General features: G+C 48.9%; 19 protein-coding genes and 1 tRNA gene. 6 read left to right on the top strand and 14 right to left on the bottom strand.

The window, feature by feature from the left end:
• Positions 1-13: 13 nt before the first annotated feature.
• The 5 genes from NIA71_RS17925 to NIA71_RS17905 form a co-directional block, all read right to left on the bottom strand.
• A complete protein-coding gene (locus NIA71_RS17925) occupies positions 14-511 on the bottom strand; it encodes a signal peptidase I (RefSeq protein ID WP_227754793.1) in 498 nt (165 codons plus the stop codon).
• 55 nt (positions 512-566) lie between these two features.
• Positions 567-1,529, bottom strand: a complete 963-nt coding sequence (locus NIA71_RS17920) for a hypothetical protein (protein ID WP_253021128.1) — start codon at positions 1,527-1,529, stop codon at positions 567-569.
• A 158-nt stretch (positions 1,530-1,687) separates the two neighbouring features.
• On the bottom strand, positions 1,688-2,578 hold the full coding sequence (locus tag NIA71_RS17915; protein ID WP_253021127.1) for a hypothetical protein: 891 nt from the start codon (positions 2,576-2,578) through the stop codon (positions 1,688-1,690).
• Positions 2,579-2,752: 174 nt separating this feature from the next.
• Positions 2,753-3,442 (bottom strand): signal peptidase I, encoded by a 690-nt coding sequence (locus NIA71_RS17910; protein WP_227754796.1) that lies wholly within the window; start codon positions 3,440-3,442, stop codon positions 2,753-2,755.
• 534 nt (positions 3,443-3,976) lie between these two features.
• Entirely contained in the window at positions 3,977-4,825 is an 849-nt protein-coding gene (locus NIA71_RS17905; RefSeq protein WP_148395531.1) for a tyrosine-type recombinase/integrase, read from the bottom strand.
• Positions 4,826-5,044: 219 nt separating this feature from the next.
• Here NIA71_RS17905 and NIA71_RS17900 point away from each other — a divergent pair, with 219 nt between their 5' ends.
• A complete protein-coding gene (locus NIA71_RS17900) occupies positions 5,045-5,401 on the top strand; it encodes a helix-turn-helix domain-containing protein (RefSeq protein ID WP_227754797.1) in 357 nt (118 codons plus the stop codon).
• A 107-nt stretch (positions 5,402-5,508) separates the two neighbouring features.
• Here the strand turns inward: NIA71_RS17900 and NIA71_RS17895 are convergent.
• Positions 5,509-5,584: transfer RNA gene (locus NIA71_RS17895), tRNA-Arg, on the bottom strand.
• A gap of 153 nt (positions 5,585-5,737) precedes the next feature.
• On the opposite strand from NIA71_RS17895, the gene NIA71_RS17890 reads away from it, so the two are divergent.
• The gene (locus tag NIA71_RS17890; protein ID WP_253021126.1) at positions 5,738-6,226 is read left to right on the top strand and encodes a DUF2284 domain-containing protein; all 489 of its coding nucleotides are present in this window, start codon (positions 5,738-5,740) and stop codon (positions 6,224-6,226) included.
• A 152-nt stretch (positions 6,227-6,378) separates the two neighbouring features.
• On the opposite strand, the gene NIA71_RS17885 is transcribed toward NIA71_RS17890, so the two are convergent.
• The 5 genes from NIA71_RS17885 to sppA form a co-directional block, all read right to left on the bottom strand.
• Positions 6,379-8,769: an FtsX-like permease family protein gene (locus NIA71_RS17885; RefSeq protein WP_253021125.1), complete on the bottom strand. Its 2,391-nt coding sequence runs from the start codon at positions 8,767-8,769 to the stop codon at positions 6,379-6,381.
• Between the two features lie 9 nt (positions 8,770-8,778).
• Positions 8,779-9,447, bottom strand: coding sequence for an ABC transporter ATP-binding protein (locus NIA71_RS17880; protein WP_148395528.1), 669 nt, complete (start codon positions 9,445-9,447; stop codon positions 8,779-8,781).
• Positions 9,448-9,535: 88 nt separating this feature from the next.
• Positions 9,536-10,558, bottom strand: coding sequence for a sensor histidine kinase (locus tag NIA71_RS17875; RefSeq protein WP_253021124.1), 1,023 nt, complete (start codon positions 10,556-10,558; stop codon positions 9,536-9,538).
• Complete coding sequence (locus tag NIA71_RS17870; RefSeq protein WP_253021123.1) at positions 10,551-11,225, bottom strand: response regulator transcription factor; 675 nt, start codon at positions 11,223-11,225, stop codon at positions 10,551-10,553. The genes NIA71_RS17875 and NIA71_RS17870 overlap by 8 nt, the downstream gene beginning before the upstream one ends.
• Before the next feature lie 136 nt (positions 11,226-11,361).
• The gene (sppA, locus tag NIA71_RS17865) at positions 11,362-12,615 is read right to left on the bottom strand and encodes a signal peptide peptidase SppA (protein WP_253021122.1); all 1,254 of its coding nucleotides are present in this window, start codon (positions 12,613-12,615) and stop codon (positions 11,362-11,364) included.
• Between the two features lie 146 nt (positions 12,616-12,761).
• Here sppA and NIA71_RS17860 point away from each other — a divergent pair, with 146 nt between their 5' ends.
• From NIA71_RS17860 to NIA71_RS17845, 4 genes are read left to right on the top strand one after another with little or no spacing between them, the layout of a single operon-like run.
• Positions 12,762-13,145, top strand: a complete 384-nt coding sequence (locus NIA71_RS17860; protein WP_148395524.1) for a GntR family transcriptional regulator — start codon at positions 12,762-12,764, stop codon at positions 13,143-13,145.
• Entirely contained in the window at positions 13,142-14,032 is an 891-nt protein-coding gene (locus NIA71_RS17855) for an ABC transporter ATP-binding protein (protein ID WP_148395523.1), read from the top strand. The genes NIA71_RS17860 and NIA71_RS17855 overlap by 4 nt, the downstream gene beginning before the upstream one ends.
• A complete protein-coding gene (locus tag NIA71_RS17850; protein ID WP_253021121.1) occupies positions 14,013-16,097 on the top strand; it encodes a hypothetical protein in 2,085 nt (694 codons plus the stop codon). The genes NIA71_RS17855 and NIA71_RS17850 overlap by 20 nt, the downstream gene beginning before the upstream one ends.
• 9 nt (positions 16,098-16,106) lie before the next feature.
• Entirely contained in the window at positions 16,107-17,270 is a 1,164-nt protein-coding gene (locus NIA71_RS17845) for an NAD(P)/FAD-dependent oxidoreductase (protein WP_227754803.1), read from the top strand.
• A gap of 230 nt (positions 17,271-17,500) precedes the next feature.
• On the opposite strand, the gene NIA71_RS17840 is transcribed toward NIA71_RS17845, so the two are convergent.
• Genes NIA71_RS17840 through NIA71_RS17830 form a run of 3 tightly spaced genes read right to left on the bottom strand, consistent with a single transcriptional unit; the run spans position 17,501 to position 20,601 of the window.
• Positions 17,501-17,776, bottom strand: a complete 276-nt coding sequence (locus NIA71_RS17840) for a DUF2007 domain-containing protein (protein WP_148395520.1) — start codon at positions 17,774-17,776, stop codon at positions 17,501-17,503.
• Positions 17,769-19,544, bottom strand: coding sequence for a threonine--tRNA ligase (thrS, locus tag NIA71_RS17835; RefSeq protein ID WP_148395519.1), 1,776 nt, complete (start codon positions 19,542-19,544; stop codon positions 17,769-17,771). Before thrS ends, NIA71_RS17840 begins: the two co-directional genes overlap by 8 nt.
• The gene (locus tag NIA71_RS17830; RefSeq protein WP_253021120.1) at positions 19,531-20,601 is read right to left on the bottom strand and encodes a D-alanine--D-alanine ligase family protein; all 1,071 of its coding nucleotides are present in this window, start codon (positions 20,599-20,601) and stop codon (positions 19,531-19,533) included. Before NIA71_RS17830 ends, thrS begins: the two co-directional genes overlap by 14 nt.
• Between the last annotated feature and the right edge of the window lie 7 nt (positions 20,602-20,608).

Here is a 20,608-nt window from a genome sequence, read left to right as displayed (position 1 = left end):
CGGTCTCCTTTCCTTATTTCTGATCTCTGTCCTTTTCCTGCTTTAAACGTTCGATTTCACTTCGGATGCGCTGCTGCTGCCGATCTGCGCAGGCTTTCTCCCGGCGATAGGACCATTCGATGAGCGCGATTGCGGCAATGAGAATTCCAAAAATCGCCGCCGGAGTCTGCAGTGCGCTGACAAGTCGTCCTGCCCAGGGTATATGTCCAATCACCGTACCTTTGACCTGCGACCGGTCAACTGGCGGGTCGGCTGCCTGGTTGGCATCGCCTTTGGTTCGTACGGTATTCTCATCCAGAGCGATGATCCTGTGAACCACCAGCTGGGCCCGATCCTGATACACAATGATGTTCCCTGCTTTCAGGTCGCCGGTCTTACGGACAAAAATCAGGTCATCGGTGGAGAGGGCAGGCTCCATGCTTCCTGACAATACGACTGCCGCTCCGTACCCGAAAGGCATCGGCAGGGAGTTTCCCGCCAGACGGTGCGCGTTAAAATAATATACGTTCAAACCGATGATCAGGGCGGCGACTGCCAGCAGGCAGAGCCTCCCGATCCCGATTCGTTTATGATTTCTTTTGGCCTTCAGAATTTGTCTCCTCCTTCTTTTTGTCCCGTTTGATCAGCACCAGCACAGTTACCAGGAGGGCAGCCGCTGCCAGAAGGATATATGGCAGGTAACTGCGGTCGCCGGTCTTTGCCGGGCCTCCTTTGCCTTTTTCTTGAGTCGCATCCGTTCCGCCGCCAGAGCTGATTTTCTGACGGTCTTTCTCTGTCTGCGCAGGGTTTTTGTCCTGCTCCGGCTGGCTGCTTTCATCCGGTACTGGTGTTGTTGGCTGCTGGGGGATCGTCTCTGTCGGTTCTGTCGGCGGCAGCGGATCCGGCGTGGGCGTGGCGACGGTCTTAAGCCTGACGGACAGAATAAGCTCTTGTTTCAGTGCCGTATTTCCCAATTGGGTATCGTAAGTGTCGTCGCCGGAATCAAAGGGCCACCGCCATTGCAGTGTGTATTCGTCCGCCTGGTTCACATCCAGGGTGGTTTTTCCTTCCGCCTCATTTATCTCCTTTAAGGAAACCCATTGATCGGGACCGCCGATCAGGTAGTCTCCGTCTTGCGTCCTCAATCGGATTTCCAGGGGAACGTCCGTTGAGGCCGGCTCTATCTTTGGCTCTGCGGTCACGGTATAGTCCATTGAAATGTCTTCCACGTTTCTTATTTGAAAGGTATGGTTTTTTATCATGCCAGGAGCGATGAGTTCTTCACCGTTTTCTCCCGCAGCCACGATTTGCCTTTCACCGTTTTTGCCGGATATGCGCAAAAGCTCCATATCGGTCACGTTTTTGGAGCCGTCTGAATTTGTGAGCGCGATTGTCTCCCGCTCCGCCGGGATGTGGTCAGCCAGACGGTCAGCCAAAGCCGCCGCACTGGACAACAGAGAAATGATCAGCAGTGCGATTACGATCATGAATCCTCTGCGCTTGTTTTTCTTTTCCTGAGTTCGCAGCTCAGCGCCGGATTGTCGTTTCATCGACAGCTACCTCCCTTTTCTTTATTCTCTGGCCAGACTTTTACTTTTTCGAAAACCCCTGGTTTTGCGGATTTTCGAAAAAGCAAAAGAGAACTCTGCCGGACCGGCCACGGCAGGCCGGCGGAGTTCCTTATGTATAAAAGCTTCCTTTGAAAACGTTAGTCGGTCTGGGTTACAGACAGCTCGACGTTGAAGGCCAGCTCTGTGCTGTAGTCAGCAGCAGCCACTGCCTGATAGGTTGTCTTACCTGATTCCAGCTTTACGACGTTATTATTTTCTTTTATCAGATGGCCGAGGATTGTATCGGCGCCATCGTTGAGACCTTTCTTGCTGTTATCATCAATCGGCCATTCCCAGGTGATGGTGCAGCTTTTATCCAGATCTACGCCTGCATCATTTGCAGGCGTGCCGAATACTGTCCCTACTGCTGTAAGAAGCGCCTCTGTATCAGCCGGGGTCACGGTACTACCATCCGCCTTCTTGGTCAAAGTCCACTTTATCGGCTTATATTCAGCAGCAACTTCCGCCTTATCGGTTAACTCATAATAGGTGGTTCCATCATTATAAGCTGTTGCAGGGCTATAGGTACCGTCAGTAAGCGTATAATAGTCAGTCACATTAGCCGCTGTCACGCCGTTCGCTTCCGCCATCACCCCATAAGTACCCTCTTTCAGAAAAATGTCACTATTGGTCTTGTCTTTGGGTACCGCGGCAGCGACCGTATTGGCTACTTCCGGTGTGCCGGAAATGCTCAGGATCAGGCCCTTGGTGTTTTTCGTGCCTGGGGCTACTACATTGTCTGTGCCGGAGACGTTTGTGGAAGTGGCAGCAATCTCATCTCCGTCAGTTACTGCTGTATTGCTGTTATAGGCCTTTCCAAACAGCGAACCGCTGGCCTGGGCAGTTACACCCCACTTGGCGACCTTGGCCGTATCGCTGGTCGTGTCGCCGGACACATATTTGGCAAACGTCCCGCTGATCATGCAGGCCGTCAGCAGAGTGAGCACCAGCAGACAGGATGCCAGCCGCATTGCTTTGTTCTTTTTCATTGCATATTACTCCTTTCCTTCATCTTTTTGATCCGCGCCCTGTGCAGCAATTTTTGCGCACAGCTGCCCGGTAATGCGCCGCTGATAAAACATATAATTTCTTATACCATAAAACGCGGCTTTTATTCCATTCAATCTCCATCGTGGCATGGGGACAGACATGACAGTAAATGGTCAGCTCTTCCTGCCGGATGCCCTGTTCTCAGGGCCGGATTTCCCAGGAGGCGGACTGCTTTTTTCTTCTCTCAGCGCCTGCAGCTCCGCCAGCAGTGCATCGGTATCCTGCGCTTTTTTCTTTTCATATCTCCTGCGGCGGATAAAGTCGTATCCAATCAGCAGAATCAGAGGCAAAATCACGCAAACGATGAGTCCCGGTACAGTTTGTAAAAACATCGCCGCGTTTCCGGCCCCGGGGATCCGTTTCACATAGGTGCCCACCAGGTTTTCTGCGGGAACCAGCTCTGCATCAGCCGTATTGTTGGCATCGCCCCGGGTTCGGAAGGACAGCGCTCCATCCTTTTTCACAACCTTGACTACCCGGTGCGTGACTACGCTGCTGCCGTTTCCCGCCGGATCGAAGAAGGCGATCACGTCGCCTTTTTTCACGGTCTGCGCATCTGTCGTGCGGCAGATAATCAGGTCGCCGCTGTGGATCTGCGGATACATGGAGTCCGTCATTACGATCATGGGCAGATATCCGCCCACGCTCGGCACCTCTTCATCATGGATGTAGCTTTTGACAATTAGTGTAATGTTGATCGCAAGCACAGGTATCAGAATAATGCACAGCACAACACCGACCACCGTAAGCGCACGATGCCTTGTACCCTTCGCTGGTACTTGCCGCTGTTTGTTCGTAGACATAAAGCTAAAATCAGTCCCTTCTTTTTCACATTGTCCCAATCAGGCGATCCAAAGCCTGAAAACCGCCGCTCTTTTTTATTGGAAGTATACGATGTACGGGTTTCCTGTCCTTACCAAATATACGATAAAATCAAGAAAACAGCGGTATTCTGCTTAGCTTCCCCGCTGTTTCCCTCGTAGTGATTAATTTGCGCTGTCTTATCGCATAAAATGAGGTCGATATCTATTCTCAGCCGCCTTTACGCAGGCAAGATTTTGATACGCTCCGTTTCGGGTTACCACATAATCGAAATTATGTGGTAACCGGTACCGACATCACTTTTAATCGAAAAAATAAATAATTACATAAATAAGAAATTGATGGATATGATTGGATTTTCCCTGATAGAAACTAAGAACTTTACACGTTTAAAGCGATTTTTACGGCGAGCCATTGACAAATGTATAGGATGGTTTTATACTAAAACTACTTAATTCTGTCTGGGCTTTAAGAGTACCGCCACATAATTTCGATTATGTGGTTTTTTGGTTGGGTCACGGGTTCATACAGGCAAGTTTTAATTGTTCAATTTGTGAACGGTGTTCACTACCTGTAGATACCATATAGACGCGGGTCGTATCTATGCTGCTATGCCCCAGGATATCGGCTAATCTGGCGATGTCTCTGTGCATGGCGTAGTAGCAGCGCGCAAAAAGGTGGCGCAGATTGTGGGGAAACACCTTTTTCACCGAAACCCCTGCCTCTTCGCACAATCCTTTCATTTCTTTCCAGATATTGCTTCGATCCAGTGGTTTTCCCGTTCTGGTAACAAAGATACTCCCTGTGGTAATTCCCCGTTTCTTTCTGTATTTTTTCAGTGCCTTACAGAGCTTTCCCGGGAGAAAAACGATACGGTTCTTTCCTTTATTATCTACAGCCGCTTTTCCCTGTTCAATCGCTTCTGCTGTGACAAACTTTAGTTCTCCAACCCGGATTCCGGTAGCGCAGATGGTTTGCAGCAGCAGAAAAAGCCGCTCATTTCTTCTGTTTTCCGCTGTTTTGAGCAGCCTCATATATTCTGCTTTTGTCAGTTCTTTTTGCTCGTCCTGAAAAATCCGCTTCTGAATTTTCAGTTGTTTGACACAGCATTCCTGCAGCTTTAAGTATTGCAAAAATCCATTGATTGCGACTAACATTGAATTAATACTTGCCGGTGCATACGCTGCTTTCAGCTTTTCCTTGTAGGAAATAACCAAATTCTTTGTAATTTCCTGCCCACCAGTAAAGAGCAGAAAAGCGCGGATATCTCTGGTATATTTTTCGATTGTTGACGAGCTTCGCTCTTCTTCCTCTAAAAAAACCACATACTCTTTCAACTGCTCATGGCCTATCATTTCCTTCATTTTTATCACCCCATTTCGTTAATATTATTATGGCTTCGTAACAGATTCCTTAACCGTTTTTTTGTTCGCTTTCGGCCCTACGGCGTCTGCAATTTCAACAATTTGACCGTTTTCTCAACAGGATTGTCCTTTGGCCGGTATATTGGTATGTTATACCGGTACTTTGTTCTATCGTATTTTGTCGAATCCCCTTACCATAAGCTTGAAGGGAGGGATAACATGACATTGCAAGATAATTTTTCCAACAGTGTGAAGATCGCTTATAAAAACAGCAACAAGACGCTGGCTGAGTTTTCAAATGAAATTGGCATCTCACGGACTACGTTGCAGGACATACTGAAAGGAAACAGCAGCTCAAGAATTGATACAGTTGAAGTAGTCGCTGACGGACTTAATACGGATCCGCTGGCACTGCTCTCTAATCCCTACGGAGAAAATGAACTCGCGTTTCTACTGTCTTTATTCCAATTAAGTGATGCAGCATCAGCGCTTGCTGACGATGAAAAAGAAGAGCTCGCTGCCCACTGTCATGCTATGATTCGTATTCTAATTGGTCCTGGTAAAGGGGAGAAATAAAAGTTAGCTTGGCACTGTTTAAGCGTGCCGGGCGGACCCTTTCTCATTCATCAAAAGCAAAAAACCCGCCAAACGCTTGAAACACTGCGTTATGGCGGGTTTTTACGTGGTGCTCCCGACACGAATCGAACGTGCGACGCACGGCTTCGGAAACCGACGCTCTATCCCCTGAGCTACGGGAGCCTGTTCAGCAGACTATATGAATAATCTGCACTGTAGATTATTATACACAAAAACAAGCCAAATGTACACTAAAAATTTTGTGCAGCTTGCAAATTTTCTTATGGTTCTATATACTTTACCTCAAAGACAACCGATTACCCAAGGAGGATACCATTGAAAAAGTATTTTGATCTACTGAGCCGTCTGGGGATGGATGAGGCGAAAGTCATCGACGCCAGGACTGTAAAAACTGCGGCCTGGACGCGCTACCGCTGCCAATATGGATGTGATTGCTACGGCACCAACCTGTGCTGTCCGCCTTATACGCCGGACTATGACCGCACGCAGAAGATGCTGGATGCATTTAACAAAGGCATTCTCTTTACCTCGCGCTGTGGAGATATCAAGCAGGCTGCCGTTGCTTTATCCCGAGAACTCTTTTTAGACGGTTATTATAAAACCATTGCGTTCGGCTCCGGCCCCTGCATGCTCTGCAGCACCTGTTCCTTGAACAGATGCCGCTTTCCTAAAAAAACAATTCCTTCGATGGAAGGCTGCGGCATCGATGTTTTCGCAACTGTACGGGCCAATGGCTATGAAATCGACGTGGTAACCGAAAAGGGCGCGGACGGACGGTATTTCGGTCTGGTCCTATTTGAATAGGGAATTCCTATGGAATACGCCAGCCCTCAGCGAACCCTGAAAGTACACAGGTTGCAAGGTATAAGATGCTCAACAGGGCTCGCATCGTATACTCTTTTCACCATCCACGAGCTGGTGGTTGAAAAGCGACACGCTGAGGGTGACGATCATTGCTATATTTCTCGCAGCCGTTCTACCAGACTCTGCCCCTTGAACTTTCGGATCATAAAGAGCGCAATCAGGCATGGAACCAGTACCACGACCCCAATGTAAATCAAACTATATGCCAAAGGAAATTGGTAAACCATATAATCAACGCCCATGTACCCGAACAGCCTGCAGACACCGTAGCCCAAAAGAGATCCGAAGAGCAGGGAAATGATCACGTTGCCCACAGCCAGCACCAAGCCTTCTCCTATTACCAGCGTTTTGATCTGCCCTCTTGTCATACCGATGGACTGAAGCATAGCCAGTTCGGTTCGCTGGGACATGAAATTGGTAATCAACGTATTGATAAGATTGATCATGCTGAACAGTACGATAAAGAGTACCATAACGAGGATAGCCAAGATCATCTGGTTGGCGCTGGCCTCATATTCAACCCTGTGGGTTCTCAGCGCCGTCATGATCAGGTTTGGATTCTGTTCCATCAGCCGGTCCAGAGAAGCCTCTACCTTGTTTGTAGACTCCGGGTCTGTCGAAACAATCCACGTATCAGTCAGATCCACCCCAGGAACCTGCCTTTCCACCTCTTCATCGGGGAGCAGGAACCATCCGTTTAAAAATCCATCTTTATAATTATCGATCGTCCCTGCCACCTGGTAGGTCTTGGTCTTCTCTTTGCCATCCCAATAGTGAAGTGTTACCTCATCCCCGATTTCAAATCTCCAGCCGAAAATCTCTTCTGCCTGGTCATTGCCGCGAATGAGAATCTTATCATTTTTCAACATATCATCATAATCCAAAGCGCCGGACTCAAGGCATTTTTTGATCTCAGGTACTTCGTCTCTTGTAAACAACGACACGGTATCAGCAGCCTTGCTTTGATCCTGATAATCGTATTCAATCTCCGCGCCCGGAAAAGAGTGAATCTTCTTAACGCCCGGAATGTCGTTCACCTGATCATAAAGCTGATCGCTGAAGGGCTTTTGCAGCTTGATTTCCATTTCACCATGCTTGGCGGTTTCCGAAGCATTGCCGGAGATCTCGATCACAAATTCTCCGGCCTCAAACGGCCCCTGGCGCACGAATTTTTCTTTATCCATGGACACGGCAAAGGTAACGGCGCCGATAAAGAGTATGCCTCCAATGCCCAGTGAAAGCATGGTTACAAAAGTCTTTTTGCGGTTTCTGGCGCTATTCATTTTGGCCAGGGTAAAGGGGGTGATTTTTCTCTGCAGTTTTTTCGTCTGCGCTTTCCCACCTTCTCCCTGGTAAGCCGAGTAGTTGGCAGCCTCGATCGGTGATATCATGGACGCCATTTTCGCCGGCTTGAGGATCGATAGCAAAACGGTTATCAGAATAATGGCTATAACGATCAATGCCATTACCACCGTATTGGTCAGCGAAAAGCCTCCCGGTCTGGCGGCATAAGAGAAGATTCCTCCCAGCGCCAATCCGATGGGCAGAGACCGCAGGGCCAGGATAAAGCCTTCCCGCCTGACAAGCTTTCGGATTTGCTTTCTGGTCATGCCCAGTGTCCGCAGCTGTCCATACTGCCTTGTCTTGCCGGTTACGGAGATATAGAAGATACTGTAGATAACCATAATTCCGGCTGCCAGGATAATGATTCCCACAATGGCAATGGTCACCATTTCCGGATCGAACTTACCGGCTGGCAGGGTACCAACAAAATGGTTATTTTCATTCACCTGGCTTCTGGGAATCGCCGCCTTCTTTGCCGCATCCCGAATCACGTTTAAAAATTGATCCTGGGTCATGGACTTGGCGCCTGCCACCTTTGCCAGCACGTCGTAGTTTACATCCTTTAAGGTACTCCCCTTTTCCGCATAAGCCCTGGAATGGCGGATCTGATAAATATTTGTATTCTTTACGTCTTTGGTAAAGCCTGAAACAACACACACTTCTGTTTTACCGGAAAGGAGCGGCACCTCAATCTTTGTCCCCACTTCGGCCTTCTTTCCAATTTTTTTCATGTAGCCTTTCGATACTAAAACCTCGTTCTTTTTTTCCGGCAGTTTTCCTTCTGTGAGTTCTGTTGTTTTGATTTTCGTTGAAGCGCCGTCAAAATACACATGGAAAATAATATAGTCATCCATTTCCATGCGTTCGCCCATCTTATCATAGGTCATATAGGAAAACCGGTCGTCCTTTTGCAGATTTTTGATCTGATCTTTGGTTACACCCATGTACATGACATCCTGGGCGTATTCCAGCTGGCGCTGCAGATCCAGTTTTACGGTTCCGGGAAACAAGCCCATTACCAGCAGCAAGCTGGCGGCGATAACGATGGTAATCATGGTGAAGAGATTTCCCATCTTTTTCGATTTCAGGTCGGATTTAGCCAGGCGGTTGATCACCTTTTTATTTTGCGTCTCATACATGCCAGCCACCTACCTTCTGACGATCTTTCCGTCTTCAATGCGAACGATGCGGTCAGCCGTCTGGGCGATTTCTTCATTATGGGTAATCATCACCATGGTCTGTTCGAACTCGCGGCTGGTGGTCTTGAGCAGACTGATCACATCCTGGCTTGTGGCACTGTCCAGGTTTCCCGTCGGCTCATCGGCGAGGATGATCGCCGGCTTTGTCGCCAGGGCCCGCGCGATCGCCACTCTCTGCTGCTGTCCGCCGGAAAGCTGATTGGGCATCTGGGTCTTTTTTTCCGTCAGGCCCAGAATGTGTATGATATGGTCCACATATCCCCGCTCAGCTCTGTGTCCATCCAGTTCCATGGGCAGCACAATGTTTTCATATACATTTAAAATCGGCACCAGGTTATAGTTCTGAAACACAAACCCGATATTCCTTCTTCTGAAAATAGTCAGTTCATCATCTTTCATGGAAAAAATATCGTGATCATTGATGTATACCTTCCCTTCCGTGGCCCGATCCAGTCCGCCCATCATGTGCAGCAGCGTACTCTTGCCGCTTCCGGATGTTCCCACGATGGCTACAAATTCTCCCTGCTTCACTTCCAGATTCACGCCGTCCAGCGCTTTTACAAGGCTTGCTCCCTTGCCATAATATTTTTTTAAGTTTACTGTTTTTAATACAGACATCTTTATGCCCCTCCTCGTTTATTATGGCTATAGTCTAATGGATAATAGTAACCAGACTCTCTCGGAAAAGTAACAGTTTTGATATTTTTCAGGCAAAGGCCGGAATAAAAACGCTGAAGCAGCTGCCTTTTTCCGGCTCAGAGCTCACTTTTATATATCCCCTCTGGGCGCTTATCATTTCCCGGGCAAGATAGAGTCCCAGGCCCAGACCTTCGTCAGCGGCGGCGTCCGCGCCCCGGTAGAATCTTTCAAAGATCTTAGGAATGTCCTCTTCCGTGATACCCCGTCCCGTATCGGAAATATCAATCCTTGCAAACATTTCGTAGATGGTTACCGAAAGCTTGATGTTGCCTCCAATGGGAGTATACTTAATCCCGTTATCAACAATATTTCCCACCGCTTCCCTGAGCCACTTGCTGTCAAAAACAGCGGCGGCATCCTGGGGACATTCCAGCAGAATCTCCTGATTTTTCCCTTGCGCCTTATCATAATAGTCGCCGATAACCTGAAGGAGAAAATCGCGCAGCTGCCCCTCCCTGACGTCACATCGTATAATGCCGTTTTCCAATCGGGACATTTCCACCAGCCTGCGGATTAAAAACTGCAGTTTTTCTGACTGACTGGCCAGCTTTTCAATCAGCTCTCGGTTTTCAAGGGATCTTTCCGCAATCAGCTGGCTATAAAGGAGAATGTTGGCGATGGGTGTTTTCGTTTGATGGGAAATATCCGCCAGCAGCGTTTCAATTTGGTTTTTCTGTACTTTAGCATCTTGGAAGGCTTTATCCCGCATAGCCACAAATCTTGCCAGCTTAACCGCAAAGGCCGCAAGTTCGGTTTCTTCATTGACCATGGGCAGCGGGCTGCCGGCAATCGCCTGATCCAGAAGTTCATTGCATTGATCAAAAATCAACAGCACACCTTGTTTGAGATGCAGCACAAACAAAACCGCCGTCAAGGCCAGGAGCGCCAGAGCGGCGGGTACGATAAACCGAATGTAGATGTCCAGGAAACAAACTGCTGTGAGCCCTGCGCAGATTAAAATGAAAACAGCGCCATAAATTCCATAAACCTTATAAAACCATTTATTACTGATTTGCCTTTGTTCATTCATCTTCTTTCTCCCATCTGTATCCGATCCCATAGATGCTTTTGATCTGCCTGGTGCCCAGCTTGTCCCGCAGCCGCTTTATGGTCACCGTCAGCGCATGGTCGTCCACATATTCGGTCCCCCATACCCGATCCAAAAGCAGTTCTTTGGATAAAACCTGTCCCTGGTTGACCACCAGCAGCTTGAGCAATTTTTGTTCCGTCCTGCTGAGGATGACCGGTTGTCCGTCTCTTGAAAAATTCATATTGTAAAAATCCAAATTCAGGCCGCCGCTGCGGAAAAGAGCACTCTGCTCCGCAGTCTGCTTATCTCCTCGGCGCCGCAGCACGGAGTTGACCCTGGCCCGCAGGATCATCAGGCTGAAAGGCTTGGTAATATAATCATCTCCGCCCAGCTCCAGTCCGCGGACGATGTCCAGCTCCATATCGTTGGCCGTGAGAAAAATAATCGGCAGGTCCGTCTGCCGCCTGAGTTCTTTACAAAATTCAAATCCATTGCCGTCGGGCAGGTTCACATCCAGGAGAATCAAATCCGGCAGCTGCGCCTTTATGATTTCTCTGGCTTGTTTGAGGGTTTCCGCCCGCTGCAGATGAACGTCCGGTCCCTCCAGGGTCATGGCAATTCCTTCATTGAGAGTGGGATCATCCTCGATTATTAAAATTCGGTTCATAGTTTTTTCCTCCGTGGTTGTGGTAACGTTCATCCATACCCCGCCAGAACCCCTGGCTATTTGCACAAGACTCCCGGCCAGGCACGCTTCTAAAAACGGGGGCCGCTTGCGCCGCGCCCCCGTCAGACCAATCACCTTATTTGCGAAGCTCCGACATATAGCTGATGGGCACCTCGCCCTGATCGCTCATCAGCTCCAGTAATGCTGCCACATCGCCCTTGCTTCCGCCTTTGTTCAGCTCCTTTATCTGTCCCAAAAGCCCGCCCAGCAGACTTGTGTTTTCGTATTTCATATTGTAAACTTCACATTCTTCAAGGCCATACTGGTTCTTTATGTCGGAAACAGCTTCATCCAGCGTTCCGATCTGATCAATGAGCCCGTTGGACAACGCCTGTTTTGCCGTGTAAATTCTGCCGTCAGCCAGTTTTTTCACCTGACTTACGTCCATATGCCTTCCCTCGGCAACAATTCCTACAAACTGCTCATAAGCTTCGTCAACCAGAGATTGAAAAATTTCTTTTTGTTCCTTTGTCATTGGATCGACCGAACTTCCCATGGCCTTGTTTTTTCCCGATGTGATGGTTACCGTTTTGATCCCATATTTCTGCAAAAACTCAGAAACGTCGAAAAGTGTGCCGATGGTCACACCGATAGAGCCGGTCCAACAGTTGCGGTTGGCAATAATCTTGTCTGCAGGCGCGGAAAGATAGTAGCCTCCGGAAGCCGCCATGGACCCCATTGCTGAATAAACTGGCCTTCCTGTCTGTTGATATTCTTTTACTTTGAGATAAATCTCATCCGTTTCGTAAACTCCACCGCCCGGCGTATTGACATAAAGAATCAGCCCTTTATTGTTGGGATTGCCGATTGCGTCGTCCAGCCGATTGAGAACCCACTGATGATTATAGGTGTTCTCACTGTACAGTGAATCGCTGCTTTCGCCGCTGATAGTTCCGTTAATATGCAGCACGCTGATATGGTCATCGCTGATCTTGGCGTACTGGCTGTCGGAATTTCGCTCCATCCGGCTGCAGGACACGCCCAAAAGGACCATGGCCAGCAGAATACAGCCAAAGATGATCAGCGGCTTTTTCAGCGATTTTTTCCGGCCCCCGGGTCCCCCAGGTCCACCGCTGCATGCCTCCGGCGGAATTCCAGATCCGCCCGCTCCTCCGGAACCTGCTTCCTCCCCTGGTTTTATATTCCCATCTGCCGCCTGATCAAGTTCCCCGCCTTCTTCAAAAACTGGAAGTGCCGTCTCTTCCTCTTGCGGCTGGCTGCCTGTTTCACCGGATGGCGGCGCGGGCTCAGAGACCTGCTGCCCCATTTGATAATAGCGGACCCCATTGCTATCGGGGGCGCTGATCACGGGTTTTTTGCTTCCATTCATGTATGTTTCCCCTTTCTCTGCGGCGCAGCCGCTTTTCTGATGTGTTTACTATACCATTTTTTCAGCGGCTCGTAAAGATTCCTCTTGACAGTGTACTATGCGAGATAGTACACTTAATATACTAAAAGAATGGGGGTTCTTGCCGTATGTTTCAACTGGACCTAAAAAGCCGTAAATCCATTTACGAGCAGGTGGTTGACAACTTAAAAGAGATGATTATTTCCGGCGTTTTGAAGAGCGGAGAAAAATTGCCTTCTGTTCGGGAGCTGTCCCGAATGCTGACTGTGAATCCAAACACCGTTCAAAAGGCATACCGGGAACTGGAACGGCAGGGCTATGTCTATACTTCATCCGGGCTGGGTACATTTGCCGCTGACCAGGCGAATGCCAACGCTGATCCCAAGAAAGTGGCTGAAGTCATGGATCGGATCCGCAATGAAGTCGCAGAGCTCTTTTATCTGGGTGTCACCCCGCCAGAAATTCGACGTCTCTTTGAAGAAGTATTGAATGAGAAGGAGGGCTGGAAATGATCAAGGTCGAAAAGGTCAATAAAAGTTTTGATAGTTTTCAGGCTTTAAAAAATTTAGACATAACGATAAAAAAGGGTTCCATTTATGGACTTGTTGGAACCAATGGAGCAGGAAAAACAACAATTATTAAACATATTACCGGAGTGCTGCGGCCCGACAGCGGACGAATCACCATTGCCGGACAGCCTGTTTACGACAATCTGGCCATTAAGGAAAGAGTAGGATATATTCCCGATGATCTTTATTTTTTATCTTGCTATAATTTGACCGATCTGGCCAACTTTTTCCGCGGTCTCTATCCGACCTGGGATCAGAGCCAGTTCGACGCTACCATTATGCGCTTTAAACTGGATTTGCGCAGGAAGCTGTCTCAATTTTCCAAGGGCATGCAGAAGCAGGCTGCCTTTGCGCTGGTCATGGCAGCTCATCCGGATTATTTGATTTTGGATGAACCCATTGACGGTCTGGATCCGATTGTGCGCAAGCTGGTCTGGCAGTTAGTCATGGATGATGTGGCAGACAGAGAAATGACTGTACTAGTTTCGTCTCATAATCTTAGGGAAATGGAGGGCGTTTGTGACTGTATCGGTATTTTATCAGCTGGCTCCATGGTCATTGAGCGTGATTTGGATGACCTAAAGTCCGACGTGCATAAGATTCAGATTGCTTACCGCCAGCCAATGGAGAATCCATACCAAGGCCTTAACATCCTGCATCAGGAAAGGCGCGGCTCCGTGGATTTGCTCATTGTCCGAGAGAAAAAAGAGAAGGTAGAAAGTCAGATTCGGTCCACCCACCCGGCTATTTTTGACATGCTGCCCCTCACACTGGAAGAAATTTTTATTTATGAACTGGGAGGCGCAGAAAATGAAGACATCTTATTTTAGCTTATCCGCACCTATGATTAAAGAAAATTTCCGCAGGTTCTGGGCACTGCCGGTAGTTGCGTTTCTAGCCTATTTAGTTGCTGGTATTGTCCCGATTCTGGCTAACTATAAACATGAAGGCCGTCTTGCAGGCTTTATAAATCCGCTGCTGAATCAGGCCTATCCGTTTTACGCAGCACTCAGCCTGTTGGTGCCGGTTATTGCCGCTAGTTTGGTATTCCGCTATTTGTACAGCCGCAGTTCGGCAACAATCATGCATGCGCTTCCATTTACCAGGAATCGGCTGTTCAATACCAATGTGCTTTCCGGTCTTTTGTTCAGCACGCTTCCTGTCATATTGACCGGAATAGTCCTGCTTTTTTTGGCCAAGCCTGTGTATTTTTCCAAAACCACTTCGTATATGCAGGAATTGGGCAGCATAAATGAAAGCGCTATTTTATCCCATATGAACGTGTTCTCCCACCATTTGGTTTTGTGCTGGATCGGTCAGACACTGCTGACAGTCCTATGTGTGTATGCCATTTCTGTTTTTGCCGCAGTGCTCAGCGGAAGCGGCATCATTCAGTTTTTTACGGCGATCGGGTTTAATTTTCTAGCTACGACTTTTATGACCATGTTGACCTATTATTTCAGCGCATTTCTCTTCGGTTACGTTACGGGAGATAGCATGCAAGCTTTGATCACCAGTCTTTCACCGTTTACTGGTTTGACAAACCCATCGGTTGTAACCCCGTCGACGCCGTTGATCATGGTTTACCTGGCCGGCAGTCTGATTTTGCTTAGCCTTTCATCCCTCTTCTATCAAAAGCGTAAATTGGAGCGAACCCAGAAAGCATTTGTTTTCAGGGGGATGGACACAGCAGCCTGTTTTCTGCTGACCTTCTTTGGTATGACGCTGGCCGGATTGGTTCTATTCTCCAGCCAGAGTGCCAAATGGATCACCTATGCCGGATTTGCCGGCGGCGGCCTGGTAGCATTTCTCATCAGCCGAATGGTGGTAAAAAAGTCGCTGCACATTTTCGATCTTGCCGCATTAAAAGCCTTTGCCGCTTACGCAGCAGTCGCCATCCTCTTTTTGTGCGTTTTGATTTTTGATTGGACTGGGTATGAAAATCGTATTCCCGATACTGCTTTGGTCTCCAAGGTTGCGGTGGACGATGCTTCTCTTCGGGAAAGCGATCCCCGTTTTGATCCCTCTTACTTTAAAGGAGGCCGCAAAACAGCACAGGAAATTTATCAAACGCCTGGAAACATTCAGGCGATCGCCGCCCTGCACCGGGACATTCTTTCCGCTTATTCGCAAAAAATGCCGACCGCAGAAGACGGGCTGGTCTTTGGAGTTCATTATTACAAAGACGGAGTGGATTTACAGCGAAGCTATCTAGTAGATGAATCGTTCTTCTGCAGCAATGCTTCCTATAAAAAAATCTATGAATCCAGCGAATATAAAAATTTGTATCTGGCAAGCAATCTAAAACGGCTGAACAAGGGTGAGCTGAGCGTCTATTCGTCTTTTAGCTATGAGGATATCCAGATTAACGAACATGAGCGCAAGTCCTTTTTAAAATGCTTAGATGCGGATTTTCTTGATCGCACCTATGAAGAACAGTTGGATAAAAAGCGCCCCTGTGCCAGCGTCTGTCTCACCTTCAAGACCTTGGTACCGGGCAATGGCTATACGGTTGATGGGGTCAATCTCAATCTGCTGGACACCGATACCCGCACATTGAAGTGGCTGGATGAGCATAAGTCGCTGCGCTCCCTGCGGCCGACTGCAGATGATGTAAAGGAAATTCAAGTGTATGTATGCGATCCGTCCAAACGGAAAAAGGCATTGGAGGAATTATCTATGTTAGAGCCCAAATATTCATCTTACTTTAAAAAGGCAGCAGTTTTAAAAGATCCAAAGCAGATTCAAACGGTTTTGGATACTTGCGAGGTGAATCCGGACATCTTTATTTGTGAGATCACCTTTAAGAAGAATACGGTCTTTGACGGCGAAGAAGTCACCTTTTATTACAGCTTGGAAAGTGCGCCTTCCTTTTTGAAGGAATTGATAAACTAGGGGAATATTATGGTATATGATCGGATTATAATAGGCGGCGGAGCGGCCGGTCTCTACTTTGCCGCTTTCAGCCCGGCGGGCAGAGGGCTTATTCTTGAAAGAACCCAATCACCCGGACAGAAGCTGCTTCTTTCAGGAAGCGGCCAATGTAATCTTACCCACGGCGGCAGCATCAAAGACTTTATCGGCCACTATGGTCCGGGCGGCACAAAAATCCGTCCTGCCCTTTACAAAGCCAGCAATTTATCCTTGATGAAGTTTTTTGCGGACCGGGGACTGGCGCTTGTCGAGCGGGAGGACGGAAAAATTTTTCCCAAGTCTATGGATGCAGCGCAGGTGCTGGATCTGCTTTTGGCCCAGGCAAGGGAAAAGGGCTGGAGTCTGCGGACGAGTTGTCCCGTGACATCTCTGGCCGCGGAGAATGATGGAACGTTTCTCATCAACGGCCATTTGCGGGCCAAGCAGGTTATCGTGGCCTCCGGGGGCTGCTCTTATCCGGCGACCGGGTCGGACGGCAGCATGCTCCCTCTTTTGCAGGGGCTGGGCCTGAGCATAATCAAGCCCAAACCAGCGCTGGTGCCAGTGACGGTACAGCAGTATCCTTACAGCGATCTTGCGGGCATTTCCTTTGCAGAAGCGATCGTAAGGATCGATGATCACAGCCTGACAGGCGGCCTGCTGTTTACCCACAACAGCTTTTCCGGGCCGGCAGTACTCAATTTATCCCGTTATGTCCGGCCGGGAGGCAGGCTGAAAATCAGCTATCTTCCCCGGGCAGATCTGCCGGATGCGTCCGGGGATCGCAGGAGAGCCGGCACGTTTATCGCAGATAGTTTCCAAATTCCCAAGCGCTTTGCAGAAGTTCTCCTTTTCAGGGCAGGGGCCGATCCGGCGACCAGGGCGGCTTCGTTGCCAATTTCCCAGCTGCGCCGGGTGACTGCTCTGCTGAGGGAGGATCTCTTTTCCATTAGCGGTACATCCGGGTTCGGATCGGCTATGGCCACCAGCGGCGGTGTCAGCCTGACAGAAGTGGATACAAAAACTTTTGAAAGCAAACAATATCCCGGACTGTTTCTCATCGGGGAAGTGCTGGACATTGATGGGGATACCGGCGGCTACAATTTGCAGTTCGCTTTTTCCAGCGGTTACGGGGCCGCAATGTGTGTGTTGTGATTTAATATCGTGTGTGTTGTGTTTTTTGTTGTAAGTGTGTGTTGTGAACATAAAGGAAAGGGGCTGATCGCATCCAGTGATGTGATCAGCCCCTTTGTCGCATAAGTTTGTAAGGCCTCGAAACGACTTTTTCCATTTTATCGCTGGCAGCCATAAACACTCTTTCCAGCGATCATTCCCGGGAACCGGCCCAGGAGCAGCCTCCAGCTGGCAGCTGCTAACATCCATCTCTATTTTTCTTCAAAATCATCCTCGATGGGCACCGGAATAATGACAGCTCTCGCTTCTTCCAAAGTTTCCTCCGGCACGTAGATATCGATGGGATACGCACTGTTGCCGCCCATGGCAATTTCAAGAAAATTGCTGGCACCCTGATACTTTTTGACACAGGGGATGCCTTCGCTGCGCAGCTTGGATTCCAATAGGTCGGCTTGAAAACTGCTGTCCGCAGTACAAAGATAGACCCCGTCCCTCCACGGTTCTTTTTTATCGTAGTTGCTAAACATCCTTATCCTCAATTTCTTTAAGCAATTTGGCCTTCAGTTGGTCCACTCGCATTTCTCCCAGCTCGCCTGCTTTGCTGGACCGTACAGTCAGAGTTCCTGCTTCGGCTTCCCGCTCGCCGATGATGCAGATATACGGAGTACGTTCGTTTCTCGCTTCTCGAATTTTGTAGCCGATCTTTTCGTTTCTAACATCTACTGCAGCGCGCAGTCCGGCTTCTTCCAGTTCGGCTCCCACTTCCAGCGCATAGTCGTTAAATTTTTCGGTTACCGTCAGCAGTTTTACCTGCACCGGCGCCAGCCACAGGGGGAATTTGCCGGCAAAGTGTTCTGTCAAAATGCCGATAAACCGCTCGATGGAACCGAAGATTACCCGGTGAATCATGATCGGTCTGTGCTTTTCTCCATCCGGGCCGATATAGGTCAGGTCAAAGCGCTGGGGCATCTGGAAGTCCAGCTGAATGGTTCCGCACTGCCAGGTTCTCCCCAGAGAGTCTTCCAGATGGAAGTCCAGCTTTGGACCGTAGAAAGCGCCGTCGCCTTCGTTTACAATATAATCCATGCCCTTCTTTTCCATGGCCTCTCTGAGGGCATTGGTAGCCCGATCCCATTCTTCTTCCGATCCCATGGAATCTTCTGGTTTGGTTGATAACTCTACATGATATTTGAAACCAAAGAGGCTGTAAACATAATCGATAAAGTCAATGACACCCATGATCTCATCGGTAATCTGGTCTGGCAGCATGAAGATATGGGCATCGTCCTGGGTAAAGGTTCTTACCCGCATCAGGCCGTGGAGAGCGCCTGACAGCTCGTGCCTGTGCACCTGGCCCAGTTCGCCCATGCGGATGGGGAAATCCCGGTAAGAGTACATCCTGCGCTTGTAGACCAGCATTGCTCCCGGACAGTTCATGGGTTTGATGGCATAATCGGCATCGTCAATCTTGGTGAAGTACATATTCTCCTGATAGTGGTCCCAGTGTCCGGAAGTATGCCAAAGCTGTTCATTCAAGATCAGCGGTGTTTTAATCTCCTGATATCCTCTCTTTCGGTGCTCCTGTCTCCAGAAGTTCTCCAGCTCATTGCGGATGATCATACCGTTGGGCATGAAGAATGGGAAACCTGGTCCCTCTTCATAGAGGGCAAAGAGGTCCATTTCTTTTCCGATCTTGCGGTGATCCCGCTTTTTGGCTTCTTCCAGCTTCTTTAAATATTCATCCAGCTCGGCCTGGGAAGGGAAGCAGGTTCCGTAAATTCTCTGGAGCATCTTGCGGTTTTCGTCGCCCCGCCAGTAGGCCCCTGCTACGCTCTGCAGCTTTACCGCCTTGATCTGGCCGGTCTTTTCCATATGGGGTCCTGCGCACAGATCGACGAAGTCTCCCTGCTTGTAGAAGGAAATCACTTCATCCTCCGGCAGGTCCTCAATCAACTCTACTTTATAATCTTCATTCAGCTCCTTCATCTTGGAAATGGCTTCCTCCCGCGGAAGCTCGAAGCGTTCCAGCGGATAGTTGGCCTGAATGATCTTTTTCATTTCTTTTTGGAGTTTCATCAGATCCTGATCGGTAAATTTATGTTCCAGATCAAAGTCATAATAAAATCCGTTTTCAATGGCAGGACCGATTGCCAGCTTGGCTTCGGGCCACAGCTTTTTTACTGCCTGCGCCAGAATGTGGGACGTGGTATGCCTGTAACGCAGCCTCATCTGTTCATCTTCAAAATTCATCTTTTCTTTCGCCATCTTTTCATCCTCCTGTTTATTCCATTTCATCGGTCGCCAGCGCGATCAATGTATCTAAAAGTTCATTGTAAGAAAGGCCCGCCGCTTCCCACAGCTTGGGATACATGCTGATATTGGTGAATCCCGGCAGGGTATTGATTTCGTTGAATACCACCTGATCGCTGTCGCTCAGGAAAAAGTCCACCCGGGCCAGTCCCTCGCAGCCCATTGCCTGGTAAACAGTCAGGGCCGCCTGCTGAATCTCTTCTTCTTTTTCTTGCGGCACATCGTCCAGAATTCGAGTCCGAGACTGGCTGCTGATGTATTTTGCTTCGTAATCATAAAATTCGTTGGCAGCCAGAATTTCGCCCACCGGCGATGCCTTTGGGTGGCGGTTGCCCAGCACGGCCACTTCGATCTCCCGGCCGGTGATCGTTTCCTCAATCAGTACCTTGTGATCTTCCTCAGCGGCGATACGAATGGCTTCAAAGAGCTCTTTGCTGCTCTTGGCTTTGGAAATGCCCACCGACGATCCGGCATTGGCCGGCTTGACAAAGAGCGGGTAAGCGCCGCTGAAATGTTCTTCTGCTGCTTTCAAAATTCCCTGGGGATCGGATGCAAAGGTGTAGCGGTCGGTGAGGTAAAAGTCCGCCTGCCTGACACCGGTTTGTGCTACGATCACCTTTGTGATTGCTTTGTCCATCGATGCCGCCGACGCCGTAGTTCCTGCTCCCACGTATGGAATGCCCGACAAGTCCAAAAGGCCCTGTATGGTTCCGTCCTCGCCGTTCTTTCCATGAAGCACCGGGAAAACCACATCGAGTGGCAGAATTTCATATTTTTCCTGGTTCAGAACCACCAGGCCCCGGGTCTGGTTATCCGGCGATAAAAAGGCTTTTTGGTTGGCCGGGTTTTTGATCCAGCTGCCGTCTTCCACATCTGAAACAGGGGAATCGGTCAAAAACCAGTTCCCCTCTTTTGTAATACCTGCTTTGTATATTTCATATTTACTCTCATCCAAATGTTTGAGCACAGAGGCTGCCGAAAGGCAGGACACTTCATGCTCCGATGATGCTCCTCCAAAGAGGACTAGTAGTCGCTGTTTCATCGAATAC

The organism is Ihubacter massiliensis (assembly GCF_024125305.1).
Lineage (GTDB): Bacteria > Bacillota > Clostridia > Peptostreptococcales > Anaerovoracaceae > Hominibacterium > Hominibacterium faecale.
This window is presented reverse-complemented; position numbering and strand designations above follow the sequence as displayed.

Excerpts from the sequence above, each read along its gene's own strand:
- NIA71_RS17920 (WP_253021128.1), bottom strand. The coding sequence starts at position 1,529 with ATGAAACGACAATCCGGCGCTGAGCTGCGAACTCAGGAAAAGAAAAAC.
- NIA71_RS17915 (WP_253021127.1), bottom strand. The coding sequence starts at position 2,578 with ATGAAAAAGAACAAAGCAATGCGGCTGGCATCCTGTCTGCTGGTGCTC.
- NIA71_RS17910 (WP_227754796.1), bottom strand. The coding sequence starts at position 3,442 with ATGTCTACGAACAAACAGCGGCAAGTACCAGCGAAGGGTACAAGGCAT.
- NIA71_RS17905 (WP_148395531.1), bottom strand. The coding sequence starts at position 4,825 with ATGAAGGAAATGATAGGCCATGAGCAGTTGAAAGAGTATGTGGTTTTT.
- NIA71_RS17900 (WP_227754797.1), top strand. The coding sequence starts at position 5,045 with ATGACATTGCAAGATAATTTTTCCAACAGTGTGAAGATCGCTTATAAA.
- NIA71_RS17885 (WP_253021125.1), bottom strand. The coding sequence starts at position 8,769 with ATGTATGAGACGCAAAATAAAAAGGTGATCAACCGCCTGGCTAAATCC.
- NIA71_RS17880 (WP_148395528.1), bottom strand. The coding sequence starts at position 9,447 with ATGTCTGTATTAAAAACAGTAAACTTAAAAAAATATTATGGCAAGGGA.
- NIA71_RS17875 (WP_253021124.1), bottom strand. The coding sequence starts at position 10,558 with ATGAATGAACAAAGGCAAATCAGTAATAAATGGTTTTATAAGGTTTAT.
- NIA71_RS17870 (WP_253021123.1), bottom strand. The coding sequence starts at position 11,225 with ATGAACCGAATTTTAATAATCGAGGATGATCCCACTCTCAATGAAGGA.
- sppA (WP_253021122.1), bottom strand. The coding sequence starts at position 12,615 with ATGAATGGAAGCAAAAAACCCGTGATCAGCGCCCCCGATAGCAATGGG.
- NIA71_RS17860 (WP_148395524.1), top strand. The coding sequence starts at position 12,762 with ATGTTTCAACTGGACCTAAAAAGCCGTAAATCCATTTACGAGCAGGTG.
- NIA71_RS17855 (WP_148395523.1), top strand. The coding sequence starts at position 13,142 with ATGATCAAGGTCGAAAAGGTCAATAAAAGTTTTGATAGTTTTCAGGCT.
- NIA71_RS17850 (WP_253021121.1), top strand. The coding sequence starts at position 14,013 with ATGAAGACATCTTATTTTAGCTTATCCGCACCTATGATTAAAGAAAAT.
- NIA71_RS17845 (WP_227754803.1), top strand. The coding sequence starts at position 16,107 with ATGGTATATGATCGGATTATAATAGGCGGCGGAGCGGCCGGTCTCTAC.
- NIA71_RS17840 (WP_148395520.1), bottom strand. The coding sequence starts at position 17,776 with ATGTTTAGCAACTACGATAAAAAAGAACCGTGGAGGGACGGGGTCTAT.
- thrS (WP_148395519.1), bottom strand. The coding sequence starts at position 19,544 with ATGAAATGGAATAAACAGGAGGATGAAAAGATGGCGAAAGAAAAGATG.
- NIA71_RS17830 (WP_253021120.1), bottom strand. The coding sequence starts at position 20,601 with ATGAAACAGCGACTACTAGTCCTCTTTGGAGGAGCATCATCGGAGCAT.